The organism is Streptomyces klenkii, assembly GCF_003626645.1.
In the GTDB taxonomy this organism is placed as follows: domain Bacteria; phylum Actinomycetota; class Actinomycetes; order Streptomycetales; family Streptomycetaceae; genus Streptomyces; species Streptomyces klenkii.
The window spans coordinates 870520-895780 of sequence record NZ_RBAM01000001.1 but is presented as its reverse complement, the minus strand read 5'-3'; the positions used below and the strand labels follow the sequence as shown (position 1 = coordinate 895780).

The window sequence follows — 25261 nt, the reverse complement described above, 5'->3', positions numbered from 1 at the left end:
GTGTTCAGCCGGCCGGTGGGGCCGGCACCGTGGCCCGGTCGGCGGGCAGGATCCGGCGCGCGCTGCGGCTGAGCGCGCTACCGGTGCCTGCTTCGCGGAAGGTGGTGAAGCCGTCGTCGGTGAGGCGGTGCAGTACCGCGGGCAGCCGGGCCGGGCGGACGAGACAGTCCGCCAGCCGGGCGCCAAGGTCGTCCCGGGGCTCGTACGCCCGCCCTGCCACCGCGGAATAGACGGGGCGGCGGGGCGGCGCTCCCAGGCGTTCCCGTACGACTCGTGCGAACTGCTCGGCCTGTGCTCCGAGTGCCGGATGGTGCGAGCTGAAGGGAAGTCGCAGGCGTGTTGCGGCCGTTCCGGTCCGCCGGGCACGTTCCTCCACCCGGAGCAGTTCGGAGAGCGGGCCGCTGACGACGGTTTCGGTGTCGTCGTTCACACAGGCCACTGCCGTACCCGCCGTGTCCTCGGCCGCGATCAGCGCGACCGCCGTGGACTCGTCACAGGCGAGCAGCGTGAGGCCGCCGGGGCACGTGGCGAGGATGTGCGCCAAGTCGCAGGCGACAGCCGCACCATCGGCCACGGACCACACACCTGCCGCGGTGAGCGCGGCGATTTCCCCGAAGCTGACGCCGAGGACGGCCGAGGGCGCTCCGAAGCGGATGGTGAGAGCCGTGTGCGCGCTGAGCGAGGCACCGTACAGGGCGAGTTGCGGAGTTCCCGTGGCCGCACGGGCCAGTTCCCGGCCGCTCGGCGGGGCGTCCCCCAGCAGCCAGGACGACAGGACGGGAACCTCCCGGCCCGCGGCTCCCTCGTCGACTGCCGCGAACACCTCGGCGGCGGCGCGCCGTAAAACATCGTCACGGGCCAGACATGCCGCGAGGGCCGTGACCGAGAAATCCCCTTGCCCTGGGAACAAATGGATTGACCGATCCATGCCTTCTCCAGTTGAATTACATGATGTGCACCCATGTATCCATAATGCGGGCGTCATGACGCGGTACGCCCCTCACGATTGTTGAATCCGAGCCGACGTTGAAAACGGCGGCAGGGACGCGGAGGGGCCGGCAGCGAGGAGGGCCCACGATGCGCACCTGGCGCACCCCCAACCAGCCACTGAGATCCCTGCTGCGCGAAGCCGGCTGGAGCGGCGCCCGACTGGCCCGCGAGATCAACGCCCTGGCCCGCGAGCAGCACCGCAGCCTGAACTACGACCGCAGTACGGTCAGTCACTGGCTCGCCGGCACCCGGCCCAGGCCACCCGCCCCGCAGCTGGCCGCCGAAGCCTTCTCCCGCCGGCTGGGACGGCGCGTCGACGTGGCAGAGACTGGGCTGTCGCTCCACGAGGGCGCAGCGGCCCACGAGCGGGCGGACACCCCGGCCGACCGGTTGCGGCGGCTCGGTGCCTCCCCAGGCGAGGCCTGTGACGACGTCGTCCACTCCCCGGCCGACTCGATGCTCCCCCTGTGGGAACAATGGCACCCGTCCCGGAACCGCACTGCCGCACCGCCGCCCCCCGGCCCCCCGGACCTCGCTGTCGCACGCGCCATGCTCGACCTCTTCTCCCGCCACGAGGCGTGGTTCGGCGGCGACAGCGCCCGTCACGCCCTGCGCGCCTACCTCGCGACGAACGTCTCGGCATGGCTGGAGCAGGATCTCCGCCCCTCCTTCCGGCGCGAGCTGCTGACCACCGCCGGACACCTGGCCTACCTGTGCGCCTTCACCCACTTCGACGCCAACCTGCAGGCGGCGGCGCAGCGGTACTACCTCACCGCCGCCGAACTGGCACGGCACGCCGGCGACCGCACCGGATACGCCATGGCAGCCAGAGGCCTCAGCGTCCAGGCCCTGTCCCTGGGGCACGACACCGACGCGGACCTGCTCGCGGCCCGTGCCGTACGAATCGGCCTTCCGCAGAGCGAGTCTGCTCACCAGCGCGCCTTCTTCCTCGGACACCTGGCACTGACCCGGGCCCGCGTCGGTGAACACCGCGCCTCGGACGAGCACTTCGCCACGGCCGAGGCGTACCTCCACGAGCCGGAGCCCGAGAGACAGCCCCCGATCGGCTCCTTCCACCTCGCCGCCCTGACCCTGCAGCAGGCGTACGCGGCCCGTGCACGGGGAGACAGCCGCCAAGAGGCCGCCGGGCTCCGGGCCTCACTGCGCCACCGCCCCCGCCAGGAACGGCGCGGCCGCGCCCTCAGCCTCGCGACCCTCGCCGAAGCACAGCTCGACATCGGACACCTCGACCTCGCGTGCGAGACATGGACGTCCTTCCTGGACCTCTCCGAGGACCTCAGGAGCGCCCGCGTCACCGACCGGCTCCACACCCTCCTGGCACGCCTGCGCCCGTACACGGCCAACCGCAGTGCCGCGGAGGTCCACGAACGAGCCCGGGCCCTGCGCCCGCGGCACCTCGGCGGAGGGGACACCATCGCCTGAACCGCCCAGTCCCTCGGCCCGGCCACGGCTAGACGCGACGCCTCCCCGGCATCAGCCGAGGAGGCGTGTCAGGGAAGCCGGAGGAATCGAGCCCCTTGCCGAATCGGCCGCCCCGGCCGGAGGAGCGGGGCGGCCGGCGACGGGAGAGGAAAGGGTTCAGGTCCCGCAGAATGCGACCAGTTCGGCGGCCTCCTCCCCGATCGACCGGGCGAGCACGTCCAGGTCGGGCACGGCGACGGCGTCGGCGAGCAGGCCGTAACAAACACGGTCCTCGTACGTGGTGATCCCCACGGCCAGGGACTGCCCGGGCGCGAGCGGGGCGAGAGGGTAGGCCTCGCGGACGGGACTGCCCGCAAGCCTCAGGCCATCGGCACCACGCAGCGGGACGCTGGAGATGAGCAGGTCGTAGAAGAGGCGGCCCGAACGGGCGATCAGGCCGCCGCCGAAGCGGTAGCCGAGGGGCGGAATGGCGTCGGCGAGCAGCGCCGCGGCGCCCGGGCCGTCGGCGGGGCCGACCTGCTTGTTGCGTTCCATGGCCTCGCGCACGGTGCGCAGGCGGGCGAGGGGCTCGGCCTCGTCGACGGGGAGGCGGGTCAAGTATCCGGAGAGCCGGTTGCCCGAGGCGCTCGCGTCACCCGGGTCGCGCAGCGACACAGGGACGAGAGCGCGTGGCTGCACACCGTCGCTGCCGTCACCACGCTTGTCGAGCCACCGCCTCAGACCCCCCGCAACCACAGCGAGGAGGATGTCGTTGACGGTGCCGCCCGTGGCCTCGCGGATACGGTTCACCTCGCGCAGGCCGACGACCGCACCATCGGCGCGGCGAGCACCGGTGGCACGAGAGGTCAGGGCGGGCGAGGAACGCACGCCCCAGGCGGCGCGAGCCATCGCGGAACTGATCGACACGGCCCGCCCGGCATCGGTGACGGCACCGCGCACCAGGCCGGGCAGCTTACGCGGATCAGGCAGGCGCAGAGCGGAGTCCGCCGCACGCCGCCGGGGCGCACCGGCCGGGGCGGGTGCTGCGTCGGTGGCTGCGGGGTCCAGGAGCGACAGGACGTACGACGCCGCACGCATACCGTCCGCGTGGGCGTGATGGAAGGTGAACAGGACGGCGAAGGACATGCCCTCCGCGCCGGGCAGCACATGCGCCGCCCACGGCGGCCGCCCCCGCTCCAACGGCTGCTGCATCAGAACCCCGGCGGCTGCGTGGAAGTCCCGCACCGGCTCTGCAAGGTGCACGTGGTCCGACGGATCGTAGTCAGGGGCCACGCGGCGGGCAGCGGAGCCGAAGGGGAACAGGACGGGGCGGATACGGGTGTTCAGTCCCGGTATGCGGGCAGCGCGGGCCACGAGCAGCCCGGCGGCACGCCGCGCGGCGTTCGGGGTGTCGGCGTCGAAGACGAAGAGCCCACCCATGTGCAAGGGATACCCGGAAGACTCGATGTTCCAGAAAGCAAGGTCGAGCGGAGTAAGCAGTTCAGGAGCCACTTCACAAGTCACGGGGTCTCCGGGGTCACAGGGGAAGGGGGTGCGCTCGCGCGTCGACCGGGCCAGGTGCCCGGGACTGCGCTGCTGAACGTAAGCGAACTGAAGTCAACCGCCGACAGCCGACTACCGTCAAGAGTGACCACGTCACGCAACGTTAAGAACACGCCTACGCCCGCTGATTTTCAGCCCCTCCAGTTGCCCGCCCACCGTCTCCCGCAGCACACGGCGTCCGGCCCTGCGACGAGCCAGACCAGGGCGGCGAGCAGTCGGTTGAGCGGCCACAGGGGGAGGTCGGGGCCGAGTTTGCGGACCGCGACGCGCCAAGTGCTGAAGGTGACGCCGTTCCTGACGGGGCTCGCGCCGAGGATCGCGGCGAAGGCGGGGCGGTCACGGTCGATGTCCGGGCCGGTCGGGGCCCGGAAGACCGTTGCCGCGGGGCCGGCCATGGTGACCAGCGCGTAGGGGCGGAAGAAGCGCTGCATCCTGCGGGAGGCGCGGGCGGCGGCCGGCTGGATGCGGAACTCGAAGTGCGGGCCTTCGTCGCGCACGGGGACGTACTCCATCAGCTCGCGTGCCTGGTGACTGTAGGGCCAGTGGGCGAGATCGGCCACGTGCTCGGCGACCGAGAGCAGGTCCACGTGGAAGACGGACACCTGCCCGGGGAGGGTGACGTACCGGCGCCGGTCGTCCGCGAAGGCCGCCGTGTCCAGGGGGTGCGGCGGGCCCTCGCCGTGCCAGAACCAGATGTTGCCCGCTTGTTCCATCACCGGCAGGGAGCGTTGCCCGGCCCGTGCGGGGATCCGGTCCTGGCCAGGGATGTCCGTGCAGCGTCCGGATCGGTCGAAGGCCCAGGCGTGGAAGCCGCACACCAGGTGCTCGCCGGCGACGTGGCCGCACCGGCTCAAGTCAGCGCCCAGGTGGCAGCACTGGCTCTCGACCATGCCGACACGCCCGCCGCGAGTGCGAAAGAGGGCGTAGTGACGGGACATGAAGGTGACCGCGACGACCTGTCCCCGTTTGAGGTGCCGGGAGAACCGGGCCACGTACCAGCCGGTGGGGTAGGCGGTGCCGTCCGGGCGGGCGGTGCTCTGCGTGGTCTCCAGGGCGCGGTCGTAGGCCCTCGGTCGGAAGCGCGGGCGCAGCCTCATCCGTGCATCGTACGGAGGTGAACACGCAGCATCAGCGGCGCACGGGGCCCGCCTGGTGGTGCGCGGGAGCAGTTTCGCAGCATGGCGACGGCTGACCCCCGGCCACCTCGGAAGACCAAATCGAGGAGTTGCGGCACAGTTTCTGACCCTCTCACCAGCAGCGGGCACAGCATGATGCGTGTCACCGTCCTTACGCACCGCCGCTCGCCTGAGCTGTACCGGCTGCCTGCGTACTTCTAGGGCCCTTCCCCTGGGGCGCAGTTCGTCTCCGGGGGCCCGGTCGTACCGGCTGTGCGGGGCAGGGGCCGCCCCGTATGGAGCGTCCGCGTCATGCAGTAGGCGCCATCGACGCGGACCCTGCGCAGAACTGGACGGCCAGGGGCCACTTGGCCCATCACCATCCCGGCCGGCGGCGCTCGTCAACGAAGTCCTGCCCGCCCCGAACGCTGAACAGGAAGCTCATCTGATCCCGGTGGGGATGCGAACGAGCCCGGACCGATGGTCCGGGCTCGCGGTCGCTCGGTGTCGTGCCGCTGCCCCCGGGCCACGTCGAGACGCTGGAAGACGGCACGGAGGTGAGCTGGGCGTCCGGATCTCCAACGCCAAAACCCGGTGCACCAAATTCACCACCGATAAGCGCAAAACACTCGCCGAACTCGGACTCCACTGGACCGCGTAGAGAGCGCCGGCCCTGCCTCGGGCGCAGGGCCGGCCTTGTGCCCTCAAGGAGGTACCTCGCAGACTTTCCTCTCATGGCGCAGCTTCGCGTACGGGACTATGAGCACATGCTGGACCTCGTGATGGCGGTCCTCGGGAACCCCGACCCGGAGTCGACATGGCCCCTGATCACCGAGCACGTGCGGGAAGTCTTCGACTGCACCGGGGTGACGTTCTCCGGCCTGTACACCGCTGAGCGCATCCTGCGGACGGAAGTCTGGGCGCCGGAATCCCACGGCCCTATCGCTTTGGAGCTCACCGAGCGCTACCGCACGCCGGTCCAGCACCCCTTGGCCCTCCACATGGCGTCCGGCGGTACGAACCCGGTGATCCTGAGCCGCATCAGCGAAAGATGGCGGCATTCCCCGTGGTACGACGCAGCCCGGGAGACCGGGGGCGGGGAGCAGCTCGGCCTGCCCGCCCCCGGCGACCCACGGGCATTGCGCTCCCTCATCCTGGGGCGGGAGGGCGAGTTCACCGAGCACGATCTCGCCCTGGCGACTCGCATTCAGCCCCTGCTCCTGACAGCCGACAGCCAGGCCCGCGAGCTCCACCGGCTCCGCGCCGCTGCACCGCCCCCGGCTCCCGTCGCACACGACCTGACGCCGCGCGAGCTGACCGTGCTGGGACTGCTGGCGGAGGGCCTGACGACCCAGGGCATCGCCCGCCGTCTGCTGATCTCCCCGCATACAGTCAACCGTCACCTGGAGAAGGTCTACAGGAAACTCGGCACCAACAACCGGGTGTCCACCGTACTCCTGGCAAAGCAATCGGGCCTGGCACCCTGAATGGGAAGTTCTTCCCAGCGACCCGGGAACCCACTGTGACGGACATCCGAACGGCTTTATCGCGGGAAGATCGTTATTGCGCCACTGACCAGGCATTACAGGTTCAGACACAGGTCCTCTCGGCGGTTGACTTCGAGGTTTGTCAGGAAGGGCGCGGTCGGTGCGGAGTTTGGTGAGGGCCCGTCAGTTCTCGAGGCGGGCGAAGCCATGTTCGACCGGTGCGCGTCCTATAGCGAGGACTCGGTCTGCGGCCCTCTGCCCGGGGGTGAGCTTGCAAGCGCGGGTCGCTGGGAAGCGGTGACGATCACGGGGTCGTGTACATCGTTGTCCAGGCCGCGGAAGCTAGCGCTTCCTGGGCTCCCGTTCGGCCGGGACGAGCCAGCACCTCTGCCCGAGACGGCGCTACCGCCGGGTGCGGCGTAGGTAGTGGTGACGAGGTGGCGGAGAGCGGCACTCATCCCGCACCGGCAGCGACCTCAGTGCCGTCGAACCGCTGAACGGGCACCCGACTGGTGCGACGCGGGGACATGTGGTGCCGGCGCGTAGGTACTGCAAGCCGGTCCGCCCGTGACGGGCGCCGAAAGTCGGCGCCATGTCTCGTTTGGTGAGTTCCTCAGCGGTAGACGCGGCGTGCTGCACACTCGTGGATCGTCCTGGTCCAGGCGGCAAGCGCCGGGGCATGGGACGTCGCCTCGCTCAGGTTCTGCCACAGATTCGCACCGCTCCAGCGGGTGAACCAGCGGTGGGCCGTAGGCACGCTGACCCCGAACGAGGAGGGCAGTTGCTGCCACGCACAGCCGCTGGTGACCACGTAGACGACGGCGACCATGACCCTGCGTGCGTCAGCCGCGGCCCTGCCACCGCCCTGGGGCCGCAGCGGCAGGGCGGGCAGGAGCGGACGAGTCGCCGCCCACATCTCGTCGGGGACCAGGCGCTGAGCGAGTGCCTCCATTCCCGTGATCGTACGCGCCCGTGACGGGCCGCCCTGCTGATCCGCCAAATGAGATGTGCGCACAAGAGCCATACGGGCCTATCGTCGGCCGCCCGCCGACGGGTTCGGCACCCACTACGAAAGGGAACCCATGACCATTCTCGTAACGGGCGCGACGGGAAAGACCGGCCGAGTCCTGGTCGACCGGCTGCTCGGGGCCGGACAGCGAGTGCGGGCTCTGACCAGGAACCCGGCAAACGCTCAACTTCCCGATGCCGTCGAGGTGGTAGCAGGCAACCTCACCGACCTCACAGGAGCCGCGACGGCACTCGACGGAGTGGATGGCGTCTACTACATGTCCGGAGCACTCGACCCGCAACATGCGATACAGCAGGCCCGCGCCTTCGTAGAGCTCGCCACGGGCGCGGGGGCCAGGCGCATCGTCGACCTCTCCGGCCTCGCCGTCACCGTACGGCGGCCGGGCAGCTACGAAATGCTGCGCGACGTCGAGGAGGTCATCGAAGCCTCAGGTCTGGAATGGACGCACATCCGGCCGGGCGAGTTCGCCAGCAACAAACTGGACCTGTGGGGCGCATCGATCCGCGCGGAGAACATGGTGCGCAGCGCCTTCCCCGACGCGCTCGGTGTCCCCGTCCATGAGGCGGACATCGCCGAAGTGGCCGCCGCCGCGCTCCTTTCAGACGGCCACGCCGGGCACGCGTACTCGCTGAGCGGGCCACAGCAGCTCACGCACCGGGAGCAGGCCGCGGCGATCGCCCAGGGCCTGGGCAGACCGCTGAGCTTCGAGCCGGTGACGTACGGCCAGGCCCGCGCCGCATACATCACGGCCGGGATGCCGTGGGACATCGCCGAATACCTGCTGGGCTACCAGGCCGAGTATGCGCAAGAGCCACCCGAGGTCCGGCTCGACGTCGAACAAGTCCTGGGCAAGCCGGGCCGCACGCTGGCACAGTGGGCCGCAGATCACGCATCCAACCTCTCGAATGATCCCGTGCGGCAGGCGAAGGACCCGGCTGGTACCGTCACGGGCTGACCCGACGCCTTCTCCTCGTTCCCGGCATCGCAGGTTCCCGGGCTGACGGCCCGCACCCGCATTCGACACTGGTCGGGTCGCCCGGGGCTGAGACGCCCGGGCGACCCGGCCAATGAAGTTGGGGGGTGGGCCGTACGTCACGAATATGCCGTACGTGCCTGACGACCCCTCGGATACCTGTAAGGCGCGTACGAAAAAGGCCGCATGACCTAAGGGAATCACGGTCTCGCAGTCGCGAGCACCTGGCGCAGCCGTGCCATGATCTCGGCCCTCTCCTGTGAGGAATGGGTCAGTACACCGTTCTCCGCCATCAACGCATGATGCTGCTGCCGCTCATACGGCACGCCGGGGGGCAGCCCGGCGATGTGCCAGTGCAGGTGGGCATTGCCCTGCTGGCTGCCCAGCGACAGCAGGTAGGTCCGTTCCGGCTCGAAGACCTGCTCCACAGCCTGCGCGACACTGCGCACGAACAGCATCAGCCGGATGTAGGCGGCCTCGTCCAGGTCCCGGACGGCATGTTCGACATGTGCTTTCGGCGCCACCAGCACCTTGCCCGGCAGCGTGGGCCACCGGTCCAGGAACGCCACGTTCTCGTCGTCCTCGAAGACCGTCTCATGGGTGTAGTCAGGATCCCCGGCCAGGAAGGCACAGACGAAGCAGGGCCCTGTCCGGGCCCGGAACACGTAGGCATCGAGATCCATCTCTTGCCGCTCCATCCATGTGCCGCCGGCTGAGCGGCGGATCCTCCCACCGAAGACATCAGGCCGGTTCACCGGTCTTCGCGAGCCGTGCAGAGATCGCCTCATCGAGCTCCGGCATGGTGCGGCAGAAAGCATGGCCCAGATCAACGTCGTAGCGGTGCGCGAGAATCAGCACCGACCACAGGCAGTCGGCGAGTTCGTGCTCCAGCGCGGGCCGCCCGCCAGGCACCGTCCGCGCACCCTCCTCAGCCATGACGAGTTTGGCCAGGTCACCGACATCACCCATGAAGCCGAGCATGAACTCCTCGCGCTTCCAGACCCGGCCACGCTCGCGCCGGTTCAGCTCATCATAGAGATCATGAATCTGGACAGCCCGCTGCTGCAGTGTGCCAAGGTCCACCGCGTCCAGCCCTCCCCCTTCGCTCCGTGTCGCCGATGATCCCCACACGATCAAGGAGCCATCCGCGCCAACACTGTCCCTTCACAGGAACTTCCACTCTGCAGTCAGCGCGGGCCGGTTAGGAGCACCCAGGCAAGCCCGCCCGTTCACCTCGATCAGCTGAGTTCAGGGGCGACCGGTGTCCGTACAGCGCGGGGAGCTCACTCTGGGCGCGTGAGGGGTGATTCAGGACGGGAGCGCGTCGATGGCGGCATCCCATGGATACGCGTCCAGGTTGCCCTGCCGTGGCTTGGGCGGGACGAACCCGCGCTCGCCACCGAGCAGCACGGTCACACCTGCGGCGCGCAGGATCTCGACGCTGCCCTGCGCGGCCGGGTGCCGGCCCTGGGCGTCGTTCCAGTGCGGCAGCGCGACGATAGGCAGACCGAGCCCGATGCCCTCGGTGAGGAGTCCGAGGGCGAGGGTGTCGGAGATGCCGAGCGCCCATTTGTTGAGGGAGTTCGACGTCAGCGGGGCGGCGAGGATCGCGTCGGGGGCGGGCAGCACGTCCGCCTGTGACGGAAGCTTGTACTGCCAGCGGACCGGGTGTCCGGTGAGGGATTCGAGGGCCTCGATCTCGCCGTCTGCGTCCTCTCTCGCCCACCGGTACGCGGACGGCGTGAGGATCGCACAGACATCCCAGCCGGCCTCCTGGGCCGCGCGGATGGGGACATCGAGGCGCCGGGCGGGCGGGGCCGCGCAGGCGATCAGGTACAGAGTTCGGGTCGTGGTCACCGGGGCAGTCCACAACGATCGGCCGGCGCCCGCAACCGTCCCTCGTCCGCGCCCGCACCGAGCAGGCGCAGGTGCTCGACGAGCCGCTTCGTCCGCGGGCGGCAGCGCACCTCCTCCGCTGCCTCGCGTTCGGCGTCCAGGAGCGCGTCGACGGCGTCCTCGCGGCGGCCGGCCCGGGTGTAGGCGCGGGCGGGGTCGATGAGGTGGTGGGCGCGGCGCAGCAGTTCGCGGGCGTATGGCCACACTCCAGTCAGCGGGATGCCGGCGTCGTGGCGGTGTCGTTCCGGGCGTCCGGAAGAGCTGCGTCTACGGCTGCCTGGGCGTGAAGTCTTGCGGTGGGGAAGACCGGAACGGGACTGTCCCCAGGACCGATGAGAAGCTCGATTTCGGTGCAGCCCAGGATGATGCCTTCCGCGCCAGCTGCAACGAGGTCCTTGATGACCTTCTGATAAGCAGTGCGTGATTCGTCCCGCACAATTCCGAGGCAGAGCTCCTCATAGATCACTTCGTGCACGAGCGCGCGCCCGTCGGTATCCGGGATGCGGACGTCGAGCCCGGCCGCTTCGAGGCGGCCTCGATAGAAGTCCTGCTCCATGGTGAACGCCGTGCCCAGCAGGCCGACCCGGCGCAGGCCCGATGCCCGTACGGCGTCTGCGGTGGCGTCGGCCAGGTGCAGCAGCGGGATGGACACCGCTGCCGCAACAACGTCGGCGACCTTGTGCATGGTGTTGGTACAGATGAGCACCAGGTCAGCGCCGGCTGCCTCCAGAGACTGAGCGGCCGCAGCCAGGATCTCGCCGGCATCCGCCCAGCGCCCCTGGACCTGCAACTGCTCGATCTCCGCGAAATCCACCGAATAGATCACACATCGGGCTGAATGGAGCCCGCCAAGTCGGTCGCGCGTGAACTCGTTCAAGAATCGGTAGTACTCCGCTGTCGACTCCCAGCTCATCCCGCCGATCAGCCCAATTGTCTTCATCGCCCCGCTCCTTATGTCGACCCCGAGTGGCCTGCTGCTCACCACCCAACATCCTTCCATAAGCGAAATAAGCGACGCGATTGACTTTCATAAGGTTCACTTTGGTCAGGAGTGAGCAGCCCTGCGGGAGACTGTCTTCCAGGACCAGGCGCGCCCGGACCAGGCCGACCGGACCCAAGACAACCCGAGGCCCCCGGCGGAGGCACCTTGGTCAGCCGCTTCCGATCCCGCCCCGGCGCAGGTAGCCGGCAATCGGCGTCATGCCTGTGCAGGCATGCCGTGGCAGGACGTCGCGCGCCCCGTCTGTTCAGCGGCAGGTGCCGGCGTCGCGCTGCGCCCGGTCGGAGGCGGATCAGACGATAACGGCCTTCTCGATGACTACGTCATCAACAGGGACATCCTGGTGGAATCCCGCGTTGCCCGTCCTGACGGCCTTGATCTTGTCGACGACGTCCTGTCCTTCGACGACCTTGCCGAAGACGGCGTAGCCCCAGCCCTGGGGGGTCGGGGAGCTGTGGTTGAGGAAGTCGTTGTCGTTGACGTTGATGAAGAACTGGGCGGTGGCCGAGTGCGGGTCGTTCGTACGGGCCATCGTCACGGTGTATATGTCGTTGCGCAGCCCGTTGTTCGCCTCGTTGTCGATGGGTGCATCGACCGGCTTCTGCCGCAGGCCGGGCTCGAAGCCGCCGCCCTGGATCATGAAGCCATTGATGACCCGGTGGAAGATCGTGCCGTCGTAGTGCCCCTTCCTGACGTAGTTAAGGAAGTTCGCAACCGTCTTAGGGGATTTGTCGGCGGCCAGTTCGATCTTGATGACGCCGTAGTTCGTGTGCAGCTCGATCATGCTTCACTCCTCTGCTGGGCGGCTCTGTCGGCGATCAGCCTGCCATAAACATGATCGTCTGACTGACAGGTCATCAGCATTGGCCTGCTCCTGCCGCCCCGGCCATCGTGCGGTGCGCCGCGCGGCGCCGGCCGGTGCGGTTCCACACACCGGCATTGTCGCGGCGCACGCCCACACCGCGCAGACGGGCGGTGACAGTGACGTCGGTGGTGCCGGGAACTGGGGTGATGTCGACGATCAGCTGAGCGTCCGCGCGCCACCCGTCCAGGGCGTTGGATCCGCCGACGCGGCCCCAGCCGACCCGGGCCCGGTCCGGAGCCGGGTCGACCAGGCGGGTGGTGCCGGACAGGGCCGCGTCGGCCGGCTCAATCAGCGCCTCGGTCACCGCCCCGTACTTGCACAGTTCGTACTGGCCGCGCACCACCCACAGGCCGTTGTCCCGCAGCCGCTTCTCGTACTCGGCCAGGCACTTCCTCGTCGCCAGCCGGTAAGCGTCCTCCACCTGCTTCGTCAACGCCTCCTCGCACCCCTTCTGCGCGTCGGCGCCGGTGTAGGTGGGCACCAGGTCGCCCAGGCCGGCCTGCCGGAACTGCTCCGGCGAGTACCTACGACTGGGCGGCCGCCCAGCTTCCCGCCGTCCCGTTCTTCGACAGCGGTGAGCCCTCTCACCGCCGGTGGGTGATGGCCCACCGCAGCATCGCCCGCCCCGACGAGATCGCCTACTACCTGGCCCACGCCCCCACCGGCACCACCGTCGACCAGCCGGTCAAGGTCGCCGACAGCCGCTGGACCATCGAGTCGTGCTTCCAGAGCGTGAAGAACGAGTGCGGCCTGGGCGAGTACGAAGTCCGCCGCTACGTGGGCTGGTATCGGCACGTCACCCTGGCCATGCTCGCCCACGGCTTCCTCGCCGCCACGACCACCCAGGCCGGGAGGGAAAGGGGGGCCGCAGAAACGGATCTTTCCTCGGCCCGCTCAGACTGGCAGAAATCAGACGGCTCATGGCAGCTTGCCGCCCCGGCGCAGAACACCACCGCCCTCATCGCACCGATCAGGCACTCAGATGGTCCCGCTGGCGCCGTCGGCACCAGGCCCCCGCCATGCACTGCCACTACCAACGCCGCACCACCGGTCACAAACTCCCGCCACATGACGGCGCATCAGCTCGCTGCACTCAGAAACAAGCGCCTGACCAGCAGAAATAGCGAACTGCAACTGGAGTGCTAAGCCGAGCGGCACCTCGGTGCCGCCGACGACCTGGTCGCGAACGGCCTGGGCGATGTGCCGCAGTGGGTCGCGCATTTCGACGCCGCCGAGCAGGGCGCTGCCGCGGCCCAGCAGGCCCTCGACGAGGCCGCCCGCGTTGACTCCGCCCTCGCCGCCTCCCGCCTGAACATCCTCTTGACCGCCGCCCGCCCGTACGACACCGCAGCGGTGGGGGATGCCCGCACCCGTGCGGCGAATCTTGCGGCTTCCCAGCCGACGACAGTCGCGGCCTGAGAGCATCTGCTCCATAGGCAAGCACTCCCGGCCCGGGCCGCCGAACCAGCCGCCCCGCGCCCCCAGCGGCGCACGTTCAGCGTCCGGTACTCCACCACTCGCCGCAACGGCCGCGGCGCCTGGGACTGATCGAGAGGGTGAAGCTCCACCCGGGTCTCGCGACCCCCGCAGTACAGACGCCCCACCCGCCTCAGCTACCACCTCACCGCATGAAGATGAAGACGCTCCCCGGCCTGTCCAGCCTGAAGCCGAAGGTGCCCACACCCATTAATGGATGCTCTTATCTTTCTCTAAGAACGTTCCCCTAGCGTCTCGTTCATGATGACGCAACGTGGTGCAGTCGGATCTGTTGTCCTCACGGCCGTCGCCCTGACAGCTGGCGCCGGAGTCGCCTCCGCGGCTCCCGCCCCCGCCAAGGCCGCCGCCGTGTCCCACGGCAAGGTGGCGGACAATCTGTACATGTCGCTCGGCGATTTCGAGGATGCCACGTCCGGCGAGAACCCGAAGGTCAAGGCCATGATTGACCGTTCGGACATCGGCGGCGTGCAGGTGGTGGTGCCCTGGAAGGCCCTTGAGGGGAAGAAGGGGGAGTACAAGTGGTCGCGGCTGGACAATGCCCTGAAGTATCTCCAGGAACGTCACAAGAAGCTGTTCGTCCAGGTTCAGGACCGGTTCTTTGACGTAGCCATGAAGGACGCCAACGTCCCCCAGTATGTGAAGGACGAGGGCGGGGTCGCGCCAACGATCGATGAGAACCCTGACAATCCCACCACCCACGGGGCTATGGTCGCGCAGTGGAACAAGGATGTGCGGGCGGACTTCCAGGCCATGCTGAAGGCGATGGCGGGGAAGTTCGACGGAAAGCTCGCCGGGGTGAACCTTCCGGAGACCGCGGTCGAGGTGGACACCAAGACGGATCAGACCAAGTACACCTCGAAGTCCTACATCGATGCCGAGATCGACAACATGCGCTACGGCAAGAAGGTCTTCACCAAGACGCAGTTCATCCAGTACATCAACTTCCTGCCGGATGACGACGACCACAAGCGCATGAAGGAGATGTTCGATCTCGCCAGGGACAAGAAGATCGGCATCGGGGGACCGGACACCCTGCCGGACCGGAAGTACCAGATGGAGAACTCCTACAAGTTCCTCCACGAATACAAGGATGCCCTTCCCCTCGTCGCGATGGCCGTCCAGGAACCCGACATCAATGCCAAGGACCCCAAGACAGGTCAGCCGTACACCCGCGAACGGTTCACGGACTTCGCTCAGGACTACCTCGGTGCGCGCCACATGTTCTGGACCACCGAAGCAGACTGGCTGCAAAAGCCCGCGGCATGACACGTACACGAGTACGGCTCCTCAAATCCGTGTGAGTGACCGAGCGCTCCCGAGCCGGCACGGCCTCACGATGTGATCACCACATGACTAACGGGAATTGCGCAGCAGAGTCGCTCCCGGACTCACAGCAGGCCCCGGCCGCTCACCTTCACGGAGGGCGGCCGGGGCCTGCTGTGAAACAAGTAAGGCCGAGTCGGCGGCACGGCCTCGATGGAACTTCGAATCAGCCAGACCTATCTCCACCCCGGCCTCTTGGCGCTGCCCAGCCAAGCGCAGGCGCCGACGCGACGGGTACGGCGCCGGCGGGCCCAGCCCCAGGAGGCCAGGGCCGCCGAGTGTCTCCCCCTCCCGGCTGGTGAGCACATCGAGAACCGGCCCGGCGAGTACATAGTCGTACATCGTCGTAAATCCTCGCCTTCCACGAGTCCGATAAGGGACGGAGCATGGCGGGCCGTTAGCACTTGCGTCGCGTCCTGGCCGCCGGACGGAGCCGTGCAACACCGCGGGGTCAGCCCCGCAAGGCCGTCCCCTCGCGAAGCGGCCCCCTGCTCCACCCCTTCGCGAGGGAAGTCCCCCACGAGACAGGCCAGGGCAGTGCAGGATGCCGGGCGGGTCGAGCCGGGGCCGGCCACACCTCCCGCGACCCCCAGCACGCCGTTTCGCCCGGGCAGGAGCCCACAGGCCCGATTTCCGGGCGCAGGACCCGCGCACGCTCACCGGGCGTCCGTCACCACCCACGCCTGAGCTGTCCATGGCGCGAGGCCTCAGGGCTGTTTCGGCTGTATCTGGGCTACAGCCTTGTGCGATGACCGGGCAGCCGTTGAGAGCCCGCGGCTTCTTTGGTGCCTTTGAACACTGATAATCAGTAGGTTTAGGCCAATGAAGTTTTCGTAACGAAGGGGTGGGGCTGTAGTGAAGAGTCGGGCTGGACGGCTGGCCGTGCTGGGTGCAGTGGGGGTGTCGCTGACACTGACTGCTTGCGGAGGCGGGGCGCGCAGCGCGGAAGCGAACAAGGAGCGCGCAAACCGTGACCTGCTGTCGCGGTCCCTTCAGCTGTTCAAGGACGCACCGTCAGTCCGGGTCTCGACCAAGGCCGCGGTGGCCATGGGTGGACTTGTCGAGATCTCCGTGGACCGTGAGAAGAACTGCAGTGTCGTTGCTCAGAACGAGGTCTTCCGTGTCCGCATCGAGCGCGGCGGGCGGGCCTGGATGACGTGGAGTGACGCTTACCTGAACGCGGGCTTCAGCAAGGACGGGCCGGAGCTGTTCAAGGGGTTGCACGGCAAATGGCTGGAGTTGAGCCAGGACGGCAAGATCCGCAAGAGCATGGTGGATACGTGCGCCCTGCCGCCTGTGCATGAGATTGCCGACAAGATGGCGGCACCTGGTAAAGGGGCGTACCGTGACGCGGAGGTCACCGAGGAGGGTGAGCGGCTCACTCCTCTTCGGCAGGGCGACCGGGGGAACTCGGTGACCGTCTTCGCCAAGGCCGACGGCAAGCCGTACGTGCGAAAGATCGTGGTGGACATGCCTACCGTCGCACCTGAGCCAATCGAGTTCCTAATCCCCGCCTACGGCGAGCCGGTCACCGTCACGCCGCCGAGGGCCTCGGAGACTGTGCGCTCGACACACCTCGAAGCCCTGGCCGAGAAGAACCTCGCAACGGGACTGTCCAGAACCTGAGCCGACCTTCGAGACGGCTGGGCCGGCCTCCCAGGACAAGGGGCAGACTGCGGCCGAGCGGGCCTGGGAGTTCCCGGGCCGCTGGCGCTTCCCTGCCGGAGCTGCTGACCACTCTCAGCGGGTGGATCTTCAGGGGCCGTACGAGTTGTCGGTGACTCACTCTTCCAGCGACGACGGCCAGGCATACCCGTACGCTTCAGCGCACCCTCGGTAGCCGGCACAGACCACCGCGCCGTTCAGGGGGTGCGGGCGCTGGAGGGCGGCGTCGATGCGGTCGGTCTGGAGCTCGGGGCTCCGGGAGAAGGGAGCCTTGCGGCCGCTCCCCCGTGACGAATAATGTCGGCGGAGCGGCGGCCGGGGGGCTACATAGCGGAGATCAGCGAGTTCTCTGGTCGAAACTGGTACCAGTAGCCAGCCCGCCGGCCATCGTCGAGCGTTGCCTGTTGTCGAGCGTTGCCCGTTCAGGGACCTTGCACAGCTTCCGGACTCGTAGCGAAGTCGTAGCGGACTCCTGTGAGCTGCTCCGACAGGTCCCACAGGCGGCGGGCGGTGCCGGGATCGGTGGCGGATGCGGCCGGCTGTACGAGGGTGGGGTGGCCCTTGGCCTCGTTGCGTCCATCGGGTCCGATGAACTGGCCGCCTTGGGCGTGTGGGGAAGCGGCCGCGTAGAGCTGGTTGAGCGCGCCCGTCTCGACGTCCTGGGCGACGAGGCGATTGGTGACCTTGAGGATCGTCTTGAGCAGCCCGGTGGGTCCGGAGGACTGGAGGTTCGTGGCCGAGTATCCGGGATGGGCCAGGAGACTGAGAACCGGGACGGTGTTCGCACGCAGTCGCCGGTCCAGTTCCAGGCCGAACAGCACGTTGGCGTACTTGGACTGGGCGTAGAACCCGCGCGGTGAGTAGGAGTGCCCGCCGTCGAGGTCGTCGAAGTGGATGGTTCCGTTCTTGTGCAGGGTCGACGTGACCGTCACCACGCGTGGGTCGCGTCCGGCTTGCAGCCGCTCCAGCAGCAGGCCGGTCAGTGCGAAGTGCCCCAGGTGGTTGGTGCCGAACTGGGACTCGAATCCCTGCTTGGTGAGGGAGCGCGGCGGCATCATGATGCCCGCGTTGTTGATGAGTACGTCCACGGGTGTGTCGAGGGCGTCGGCGAACGCCTTGACCGTGTCCAGGTCGGCCAGGTCCAGGAAGCGGAGCTCGACGGCGGATTCGGGGAGTTCGCTACGGAGTCTGTCCAGCGCGGCTCCGCCTCTGTCCATGTTTCTCGCGGTGAGGATGACGTGGGCGCCATGGCGGGCGAGTTCCCGCGCGGTGATGTAGCCCAGGCCGCTGTTGGCACCGGTCACGACGGCCGTGCGGCCGGTCTGGTCGGGGATGTTGTCGGCCGTCCACCGGCCGGGGACGGCAAGAGTGGTGGTCACCGGACGCCTCCATCTGGTTGCTGCGGGGTGCGGAGCAGGTCGTCGACACTTGCCGCCAGCAGCCGGTGCAGGTGGGCGCGGTCGATGGGGAGTTTGCGGATGGCATGCAGGGCGGCGAGGCCGTGCGCGGTGGCCCAGATGCGGGCGATGCGGTCGTCGTTGGGGTCCGTGATCCCCAGGGCTTCCGCGATCACGGCGCCGACCGCGTCGCCTTCGGTGACGGTGTCGGCGGCGGGCACGTGAACGCCGCCGAGACCGTACATCACCTGGTAGAGGTCCGGCTCATCCAGCGCGAAGTCCAGGTAGGCGGCCGCCGCGGCCTGGACCGACGTACCGCTTGAGCGCATGATGCCGACGAGTCTGACAAAGCCGTCCCTGACAAAGGCCAGCAGGATGTCATCGCGGCCCTTGAAGTAGCGGTAGGCGTAGTTGGCGGAGTAGCCGATCCGGTCGGCCAGACGGCGCATGCTCACCGCTTCCCAGCCTTCGGCGCGGGCCAGCTCACGGGCGGCTTGCAGGATCTCGGTCCGCGCTTCGGCACGTTCCCGCTCCCGGCGCTGCCGGGACCGGGAGGGCTCGGGCACCTGCTCAGGAGGAGTCATGACGCATCGTCCTCTTCCCGGCTCTGCACGCCGGCGGGCTTACCGGGCATGCTCATCGGCGCCAGAAGGCCCAGCCGGGTGAAGAACTCGACGGTGTTGAGCTCGTCCCAGTGCTCGACCGCCATGCCGTCTCGTACCCGCCAGATGTCCAGCGACCGCATCTCCACCGAGCGGCCTGTGGGCTCCTCACCGAGCAGCGACCCGAGGTGGGTGGCACGGTAGGTGAACCTGCCGACCACACGGTCGCCGTCGACCAGGACGTCCTCGAGCGTCACACGGGTGTCGGGGAAGGCGGCGAACCAGCGGCCCCAGAAGGCCCGGTTGGCCTCCCGGCCGTCCTCCACGTAGGGGTTGTGGTTGACATAGTCCTCAGCCACGAAGCCGTCCACGGCATCGGGGTCGTGACCGTTCATCAATGCGGCGAACGCGTGCGCAACAGTCTGCTGAGTCATCAGATCCTCCGGTCGACGATGTGGTTACACCGTACACACTGTGTACGGTGTAACCAATAGTGGATTCGAACTTCAGGCCGCCGATCCGCATCAGCTTCGCCAAGGGGTCACGCTCGCAAGCCCACCCACCTGCGCGACCGCATACGAGAGCCGCTGCCGAAGACCACCGACATCAGACCGGCCGGCCCTCCGGTCCGACGCAATGTCAGCGCTCGCGCGGCACAGCGAAGCAGCCACCGGACACCAGCCCTTACACCTCCCCTTCCCCCCTGCTCGGGTCGCAAGTGGAACCGCATGCTGGGGATCCCCTGAGGGTCGGGCAGCGCGAGCGCTTGGAGCGTCTCAGCGTCGCGCCGCTGCCCGGTGATGCGATGTCAGGGCCCTGGAGCAGCGCCATGACACCTCGAACCGGCTGGCAAGTTGCACGTCACGCGGCACACCGTCCCCCTTCCGGACCCTCACCCAGAGCGCCGGGGACGGTGCACATCACACGAGGTCGCGGTGAGGCGAGCGGGTTGACCGGCGGCTCCTCGCGCCGGACCCGGATAGTGCAAATACCCAAGCGTGACCCGATAAAGTGTTCGACGTTTCGTGGCGGTGCACGCGTGACCCACGGAACACAGAGAGTGCACGCGTTACGGGGAGACAGCAAGTGAGCGGGTCCAGAGCGACATACGGCAACCGTGCGGCCTCCGGCGGTGCGTTGAAGACGTTCTTCCGCTCCTGGGCAGGGGGTCGTGCGCATACCCCCACGGCCGACCACGTAGAGGACAAGCTCATCGCCGGGATGCAGCTCGCGCGTACGATACTCGGCCTGGTCGCCGCCGTCTGGCTGGTCGCGGCCTATCCGCTGAGCGGTGGCGGGCAGAAGTTCGTCCTCGGCAAACTCCTCGAACTGGCCTTCTCCTGCGGCATTATGGCGGTGGGAAGCATCATCGGCGTCACCGCCTTCCTCGTCGCGAGCACCCCGGACAGACGCCGTGACTTCGCCGGGCGCCTGCGCAGGCCGATCTCAGCCGCCCTCATGCTGGCCGCGGGCCCCGTCTTCATCTGGCTGTCCGTCGAGACCCTCAAGGGTGACCTCATCAACGGCGAGGACCTCAAGGACCTCTTCTCCGCTTTCGCCGGCCCCGGAATCATCTGCACCGTGCTGGCCTTCCTCGCCCTGGCCATCGGCTGGCTCGCGGCCCTCGCCGTCCTGCTCGGCTCGAGCGTCTACACGCTCCTGGCCACCTACGCCTGCGTCTTCACGTGCTTCATGGCCAGGGACGTGCACCAACTGCTCCCGGCGCTCATCTCACCGCTGCTGGTCTGGTCGCTCTTCGCGTTCCAGATGTTCAACGGTCCCGACGTCGCCGCGCCTCCGGAAGTGCTGTACACCTTCATGCTCGGCGGCCCGCTGTCAGTAACCGCGCTCTCAGTCTGGGAGGTGCGCCGCCTGCGCATCCGCCACGGGATCACGCTGCGCGCCGCACTAGGCCACTGAACACCCGGCCGCTGCCGCAACGACTGGGCCAGGCGGGCGAACGGGTTCGCGCCGATCTCTGTCATGCCGAGATCCTGCGTGGTGGCGAGTACTCGAAGCCGGCGCCCGCCCGGATCTACGTCTGCGGTGACGGCAGGCGGATGGCGCCAGGTGTGCGGGAGGCGTTCCAGCAGTTGCATGTGCAGTACGGGGGCGGTGACGAGGCCTCAGCCACAGCATGGCTACGGGGCCTGATCGCCGCCGGCCGCTACGCCGAGGACATCTGCGCCGGCAGCTGAGCGCGTGCACCGACCGCTACCCCCAGCCCTACCTGGCGTTCGAGCAGGCCAAGGCCATGGAGGCGTGGGACTTCTGGAACGCGCACGGCATCCCCACGCCCTTCAACGGGACCCTCCCCAAGGGCGAGATCGGCATCAACCCCGCCTACCCCAGGGCAAGCTGCCAGGTCCGGACTGCCGAGACATGCCCGCGCGGGCTGGTTCACCCGGTCGAGGAACTGGACGTGTCCCTCGTACCGCATCTGGCCGAGCTGCGCATGACAGCCATGCGCAGAGACGGGGCCGGGAAGGCCGCTGGCCACGTTCGGATGCCGGTGTCCAACGGGCAGCGGCCGGCCGGTGTCCAGGAAACGCGAGGGTGAACGCCGCCACCAGTGGCTTCCCGCCGCTCCTTTCCTGCGTGAGTTCTTGCACCGCACCCGTAAAGGTCGCAACACGTTCATGAGTGGGTCTTCTTGAGGCACCGCCAGCAGATCAGGCTGCCGGCTATTGCGAGCAGGGTGTAGCTCCTCCTCAGGAAAGGGCTACACCCTTCGCCGACGAGTCGCCATACATGATCTGCATCGCCGGTGTTCGCTGGACGGTTGAGGAATGCTTCCGGACTGCCAAGGGCAAGTGCGGCCTGGACGACTACCAGGTCAGCCGCTACCCCGGCCGGCACCGCCACGGCACCCTCGCCATGGCCGCCCACGCGTCCCTTCGTCCAGCCATACCCGGGATTCCAGGCCGGCCGGGAGAGCCGGCGCCACGGCATGGTGCTGAACGATCCCAGGCTGGTGCGCATCGCCCCCGCGTCCGGTCAGCCGGCAGCGAGCAGCTCCAGCGTGTCGATCACGCGGTTCGAGAAGCCCCACTCGTTGTCGTACCACGCGACCACCTTGACGTGGCGGCCGTCGACGCGGGTGAGAGCCGAGTCGAAGATCGACGAGGCGGGATTGCCCGTGATGTCGGACGACACGAGCGGGTCCTCCGAGTACTCGAGGATGCCGGCGAGCGGCCCCTCCGCCGCGGCGCGGTACGCCGCCAGCACGTCGTCGCGCGTCACGTCGCGGGCGACGGTCGTGTTGAGTTCGACGATCGAGCCCACCGGCACCGGTACGCGGATCGAGTCGCCTGACAGCTTGCCGTCGAGCTGCGGCAGCACCAGGCCGATCGCCTTGGCGGCGCCCGTCGTGGTCGGCACGATGTTGACGCCGGCGGCCCGGGCACGACGGGCGTCGCGATGCGGACCGTCCTGAAGGTTCTGCTCCTGCGTGTAGGCGTGCACCGTCGTCATGAACCCGTGTTCGATGCCGGCGAGTTCATCGAGGACCGCGGCCAGCGGCGCGAGCGCGTTGGTGGTGCAGGAGGCGTTCGAGACGATCGTGTGCACGGCCGGGTCGTAGGCGTCGGTGTTGACCCCGAACGCCAGCGTGACATCGGCGCCGTCCGACGGCGCACTGACGAGTACCTTCTTCGCGCCCGCATCGAGGTGAGCGCGAGCGGCCTCGGCCGAGGTGAAGCGGCCGGTGGCTTCCAGGACGATGTCGACGCCGAGTTCGGCCCAGGGCAACTGCGCCGGCTCGCGCTCGGCCAGCACCGTGATCCGGCGGCCGTCGACGACGAGGGCGTTCCCGTCGACGGTCACCGGGCGCCCGAGCCGGCCGGCCGTGCTGTCGTAGGCGAGCAGCCGGGCGAGCGTGGCGGGCTCCGTCAGGTCGTTGACGGCGACGATCTCCAGGGCGCTGTCGCGCTCCAGCAGTGCACGCAGCACATTGCGCCCGATGCGGCCGAATCCGTTGATGGCGATGCGAGTCATGTGTGATGTCCCTTCTCTTCGCCATCAGGTTCGCCCGCGACTCGCGCCGCTGACAGTGGCGGGATCGCCACGGTTCAAAAGGATCCCGCCACGTGGAAGCCGGGCGGGGCCGGGCGGGGCCGGGCGGGTTACTCGCCCCGGGTGAAGGTGCGCCGGTACTCGCTCGGTGTGGTGCCGAGGATGCGTTGGAAGTGCAGGCGCAGGTTCGCGCCGGTGCCGAGCCCGACGTCGGCGGCGATCTGTTCGACGCTGCGCTGCGAGCGTTCGAGGAGTTCGCGGGCCAAGTCGATGCGGGCGCGCATCACCCACTGCATCGGCGTGTAGCCGGTCTCCTCGACGAAGCGCCGGGAGAACGTGCGCGGCGAGACCTCGGCCTGCCGCGCCAGTATGTCGAGCGTGAGAGGCTCGCCGAGCCGGTGCAGCGCCCACTCTCGGGTAGCGGCGAACCGCTCACCGAGCGGCTCGGGGACGCTGCGCGGCACGTACTGGGCCTGGCCGCCGCTGCGGTAGGGGGCGGCGACCAGACGCCGGGCCGCGTGGTTGGACGCGGCCACTCCGAGGTCGCCGCGCAGGATGTGCAGGCACAGGTCGATGCCGGAGGCGGCGCCGGCCGAAGTGAGCACGCTGCCCTCGTCGACGAACAGCACGTTCTCGTCGACCTGGACGAGCGGGTGCCTGGCCGCGAGGGCTCGCGTGTAGTGCCAGTGCGTCGTGGCGCGCTTGCCGTCAAGCAGGCCCGTGGCGGCGAGCGCGAAGGCGCCCGTCGAGATGGCGGCGAGCCGCGCGCCCCGGTCGTGGGCGGCGATCAGTGCGTCGACGACGGCCTGCGGCGGGTCGTCGCGATCCGGAAGCCGGTAGCCGGGGACGAAGACGATGTCGGCCCACGCGAGCGCGTCGAGGCCATGGGCGACGTAGTACGCGAGGCCATCGCCGCCGGCGACGGGGCCGGGTACCGCCCCGCAAACCCGCACCTCGTACGGCATGCTCGCGCGGGTCGTGAAGACCTGCGCGGGAATACCGACATCGAGCGGCTTCGCACCCTCGAGCACGAGGACGGCGACGCGACGCAAGGGGGAGGCTGGCACAGGAAAAGGTTACGTGGGGCATGACTTCGAGTGCGCGCACTGCGCGGACCAGGCGGACGACATACCAGGCGGACTGTCTTCAGTGCTGCCCGGAGCAGAACCGGCTCGGCCGCCCGCCCGCGGGCCCCGCTTCCGACGGCGGGGCTCTCATGCAACCTGCGGCACCGCAGATCAAGGCCCTTCTGCCCACGGCTAAGACCGTGTCCGATGTGGTGAGACGGACGGTACTTGCGTGGGTCGCGTTCGTAGCGGCGGGTGAGGCGGCGGTAGCCGGTGAGCCAGGAGATGGTGCACTCGATCACCCAACCGCAACGGCCGATTCGCTCACTCGGCTCGATGGTTTTGCGGGCGATGCGGACGCCGATGTGCTTGCCCCACAGCCATTTCCGCAGGACAGGCTGATCGTAGGCCTTGTCAGCGTGCAGTGGCTGGGGCTTGAAGTACCGGCCACGATGAGACTGCGCGAGTCATGTCGACCAGGCCGGCATCGTCGAGGCGATGAAGAACTGCCTCATGCAGCCGGCCCCACGCCCCAGCCCGCGGCCAGCTCAGGAACCTGCGGTGGACGGTCGGCTTCGAGACCCCGGAACAGGGCGGCAGATGACGCCAGGCACACCCGCTGACCAGCACGTACACGATCGCAGCGAACAACGTCTCATCAGGCGTGTTCGCAGTCCCACCACCTGCGGCCCGTCTTAGCAAATCCGGGGTTCCCTTAGCAAGAGTTACGGTCAGTAGCCGCCGCTGAGACCGGATTCCGGCGTTTCCGCAGGAACCAGCGCTAGCAAAGTCACGAACCCTACAGGGACGACGAAGGTTCCCCCCTACGGCGCCGACATGGACTTCCACCTGTACGAATTGGGTCTGTAGCGCTCCACACAGCAAATCCAGCCCTGGACGAGAGCTTTGTCGCCAGCCCTGGGTAACCAGCCCATCAAATCGCCTGGTTCAGGCTATCCAGAAGACTGCAAGGTCCGACGATGCGCCTGACAGGGGGCTGACCGAGTGATGATGACGATCAATGTGGCGGTCCTGCTGGCCGTCATCATTGCCCTCCGAATACGCCGACGCGTACAAGCCCGGAGCCGGGCCGACCAGTGGCTGACCGTGACCATCGTGCTGGTTTTCGGCCTGCTGGTCGCCCCGACGGATTTCGGGCAGGGTGCCCTGAACGTTGTGGGCCAGTTGGTGCGGAGCATCTCGCACTCCGGCAGCCCGTGAGATCCTCGGCGCCCGCCCAAGGTGCATGCCTTTCGGCCCGGGGCCGGGGCGTACGTCCCCCAGGTGGAGGCCTTCGTCGCACGTCGCACGTACCGACAGCATCGGCTACGGGACGAAATTCTTCCACATGACCG

General features: G+C 68.5%; 25 protein-coding genes and 3 pseudogenes. 11 read left to right on the top strand and 17 right to left on the bottom strand.

Going from position 1 to position 25261, the window contains the following annotated elements; genetic code table 11:
* Positions 1-4: 4 nt before the first annotated feature.
* Positions 5-928, bottom strand: coding sequence for an ACP S-malonyltransferase (locus D7231_RS03245; RefSeq protein WP_120753336.1), 924 nt, complete (start codon positions 926-928; stop codon positions 5-7).
* Positions 929-1077: 149 nt separating this feature from the next.
* Here D7231_RS03245 and D7231_RS03240 point away from each other — a divergent pair, with 149 nt between their 5' ends.
* Positions 1078-2433: an NsdA family TPR-like regulatory protein gene (locus tag D7231_RS03240; RefSeq protein ID WP_120753335.1), complete on the top strand. Its 1356-nt coding sequence runs from the start codon at positions 1078-1080 to the stop codon at positions 2431-2433.
* Positions 2434-2589: 156 nt separating this feature from the next.
* Here the strand turns inward: D7231_RS03240 and D7231_RS03235 are convergent, their stop codons facing one another.
* Both D7231_RS03235 and D7231_RS03230 read right to left on the bottom strand, forming a co-directional pair.
* On the bottom strand, positions 2590-3924 hold the full coding sequence (locus D7231_RS03235; protein WP_120753334.1) for a wax ester/triacylglycerol synthase family O-acyltransferase: 1335 nt from the start codon (positions 3922-3924) through the stop codon (positions 2590-2592).
* Positions 3925-4106: 182 nt separating this feature from the next.
* Complete coding sequence (locus D7231_RS03230; RefSeq protein ID WP_120753333.1) at positions 4107-5072, bottom strand: Rieske 2Fe-2S domain-containing protein; 966 nt, start codon at positions 5070-5072, stop codon at positions 4107-4109.
* A gap of 752 nt (positions 5073-5824) precedes the next feature.
* Here D7231_RS03230 and D7231_RS03220 point away from each other — a divergent pair.
* Positions 5825-6577: a helix-turn-helix transcriptional regulator gene (locus D7231_RS03220; protein WP_120753332.1), complete on the top strand. Its 753-nt coding sequence runs from the start codon at positions 5825-5827 to the stop codon at positions 6575-6577.
* A 613-nt stretch (positions 6578-7190) separates the two neighbouring features.
* On the opposite strand, the gene D7231_RS03210 is transcribed toward D7231_RS03220, so the two are convergent.
* Positions 7191-7529, bottom strand: coding sequence for a transposase (locus tag D7231_RS03210; RefSeq protein ID WP_143170528.1), 339 nt, complete (start codon positions 7527-7529; stop codon positions 7191-7193).
* Between the two features lie 130 nt (positions 7530-7659).
* Between D7231_RS03210 and D7231_RS03205 the strand changes: the two genes are divergently transcribed.
* Positions 7660-8562, top strand: a complete 903-nt coding sequence (locus D7231_RS03205) for an SDR family oxidoreductase (protein WP_120753330.1) — start codon at positions 7660-7662, stop codon at positions 8560-8562.
* 218 nt (positions 8563-8780) lie between these two features.
* Here D7231_RS03205 and D7231_RS03200 read toward each other — a convergent pair whose 3' ends face one another.
* The 7 genes from D7231_RS03200 to D7231_RS03170 all read right to left on the bottom strand — a co-directional run bounded on the left by D7231_RS03200 (position 8781) and on the right by D7231_RS03170 (position 12822).
* Positions 8781-9263, bottom strand: coding sequence for an HIT family protein (locus tag D7231_RS03200; RefSeq protein WP_120753421.1), 483 nt, complete (start codon positions 9261-9263; stop codon positions 8781-8783).
* 58 nt (positions 9264-9321) lie between these two features.
* Complete coding sequence (locus tag D7231_RS03195) at positions 9322-9663, bottom strand: nucleoside triphosphate pyrophosphohydrolase family protein (protein ID WP_120753329.1); 342 nt, start codon at positions 9661-9663, stop codon at positions 9322-9324.
* A gap of 225 nt (positions 9664-9888) precedes the next feature.
* Complete coding sequence (locus D7231_RS03190) at positions 9889-10437, bottom strand: flavoprotein (protein ID WP_120753328.1); 549 nt, start codon at positions 10435-10437, stop codon at positions 9889-9891.
* Positions 10434-10682, bottom strand: a complete 249-nt coding sequence (locus tag D7231_RS03185; RefSeq protein WP_199739294.1) for a hypothetical protein — start codon at positions 10680-10682, stop codon at positions 10434-10436. Before D7231_RS03185 ends, D7231_RS03190 begins: the two co-directional genes overlap by 4 nt.
* Positions 10683-10687: 5 nt before the next feature.
* Positions 10688-11416: an aspartate/glutamate racemase family protein gene (locus D7231_RS03180; protein ID WP_120753327.1), complete on the bottom strand. Its 729-nt coding sequence runs from the start codon at positions 11414-11416 to the stop codon at positions 10688-10690.
* Between the two features lie 352 nt (positions 11417-11768).
* A complete protein-coding gene (locus D7231_RS03175; RefSeq protein ID WP_120753326.1) occupies positions 11769-12260 on the bottom strand; it encodes a peptidylprolyl isomerase in 492 nt (163 codons plus the stop codon).
* 73 nt (positions 12261-12333) lie between these two features.
* Positions 12334-12822 carry a hypothetical protein gene (locus D7231_RS03170; protein ID WP_120753325.1) on the bottom strand — a complete coding sequence of 163 codons (489 nt, stop codon included), beginning with the start codon at positions 12820-12822 and terminating at the stop codon, positions 12334-12336.
* Positions 12823-12866: 44 nt separating this feature from the next.
* Between D7231_RS03170 and D7231_RS03165 the strand changes: the two are divergent.
* From D7231_RS03165 to D7231_RS03145, 4 genes and pseudogenes are all read left to right on the top strand, one after another.
* Positions 12867-13295, top strand: a pseudogene (locus D7231_RS03165) (IS701 family transposase); the annotation flags it as partial.
* Between the two features lie 246 nt (positions 13296-13541).
* Positions 13542-13760, top strand: coding sequence for a hypothetical protein (locus D7231_RS03160; protein ID WP_228775208.1), 219 nt, complete (start codon positions 13542-13544; stop codon positions 13758-13760).
* Between the two features lie 318 nt (positions 13761-14078).
* Positions 14079-15104, top strand: a complete 1026-nt coding sequence (locus tag D7231_RS03150) for a hypothetical protein (RefSeq protein ID WP_228775164.1) — start codon at positions 14079-14081, stop codon at positions 15102-15104.
* A gap of 957 nt (positions 15105-16061) precedes the next feature.
* Entirely contained in the window at positions 16062-16787 is a 726-nt protein-coding gene (locus tag D7231_RS03145; protein WP_147449680.1) for a hypothetical protein, read from the top strand.
* Between the two features lie 461 nt (positions 16788-17248).
* Here D7231_RS03145 and D7231_RS03140 read toward each other — a convergent pair whose 3' ends face one another.
* The 3 genes from D7231_RS03140 to D7231_RS03130 are packed head-to-tail and all read right to left on the bottom strand — an operon-like array spanning position 17249 to position 19259.
* The gene (locus D7231_RS03140; protein ID WP_120753322.1) at positions 17249-18205 is read right to left on the bottom strand and encodes an oxidoreductase; all 957 of its coding nucleotides are present in this window, start codon (positions 18203-18205) and stop codon (positions 17249-17251) included.
* Positions 18202-18807 (bottom strand): TetR/AcrR family transcriptional regulator, encoded by a 606-nt coding sequence (locus tag D7231_RS03135; RefSeq protein WP_120753321.1) that lies wholly within the window; start codon positions 18805-18807, stop codon positions 18202-18204. Before D7231_RS03135 ends, D7231_RS03140 begins: the two co-directional genes overlap by 4 nt.
* Entirely contained in the window at positions 18804-19259 is a 456-nt protein-coding gene (locus D7231_RS03130; RefSeq protein ID WP_120753320.1) for an ester cyclase, read from the bottom strand. The genes D7231_RS03135 and D7231_RS03130 overlap by 4 nt, the downstream gene beginning before the upstream one ends.
* Positions 19260-19911: 652 nt before the next feature.
* Here D7231_RS03130 and D7231_RS03125 point away from each other — a divergent pair.
* The 3 genes and pseudogenes from D7231_RS03125 to D7231_RS03115 form a co-directional block, all read left to right on the top strand.
* On the top strand, positions 19912-20745 hold the full coding sequence (locus D7231_RS03125) for a hypothetical protein (RefSeq protein WP_147449679.1): 834 nt from the start codon (positions 19912-19914) through the stop codon (positions 20743-20745).
* Positions 20746-20962: 217 nt separating this feature from the next.
* A complete protein-coding gene (locus D7231_RS03120; RefSeq protein WP_228775165.1) occupies positions 20963-21385 on the top strand; it encodes a hypothetical protein in 423 nt (140 codons plus the stop codon).
* Positions 21386-21576: 191 nt separating this feature from the next.
* A pseudogene (locus tag D7231_RS03115) lies at positions 21577-21723 on the top strand (IS701 family transposase); the annotation flags it as partial.
* A gap of 99 nt (positions 21724-21822) precedes the next feature.
* On the opposite strand, the gene gap reads toward D7231_RS03115, so the two are convergent.
* From gap to D7231_RS03100, 3 genes and pseudogenes are all read right to left on the bottom strand, one after another.
* The gene (gene gap / locus D7231_RS03110; RefSeq protein WP_120753318.1) at positions 21823-22821 is read right to left on the bottom strand and encodes a type I glyceraldehyde-3-phosphate dehydrogenase; all 999 of its coding nucleotides are present in this window, start codon (positions 22819-22821) and stop codon (positions 21823-21825) included.
* 128 nt (positions 22822-22949) lie between these two features.
* On the bottom strand, positions 22950-23906 hold the full coding sequence (locus D7231_RS03105; protein WP_120753317.1) for a GlxA family transcriptional regulator: 957 nt from the start codon (positions 23904-23906) through the stop codon (positions 22950-22952).
* A 224-nt stretch (positions 23907-24130) separates the two neighbouring features.
* A pseudogene (locus D7231_RS03100) lies at positions 24131-24599 on the bottom strand (transposase); the annotation flags it as partial.
* Positions 24600-24914: 315 nt separating this feature from the next.
* Between D7231_RS03100 and D7231_RS03095 the strand changes: the two are divergent.
* Positions 24915-25127, top strand: a complete 213-nt coding sequence (locus tag D7231_RS03095; RefSeq protein WP_120753316.1) for a hypothetical protein — start codon at positions 24915-24917, stop codon at positions 25125-25127.
* Positions 25128-25261: the final 134 nt, after the last annotated feature.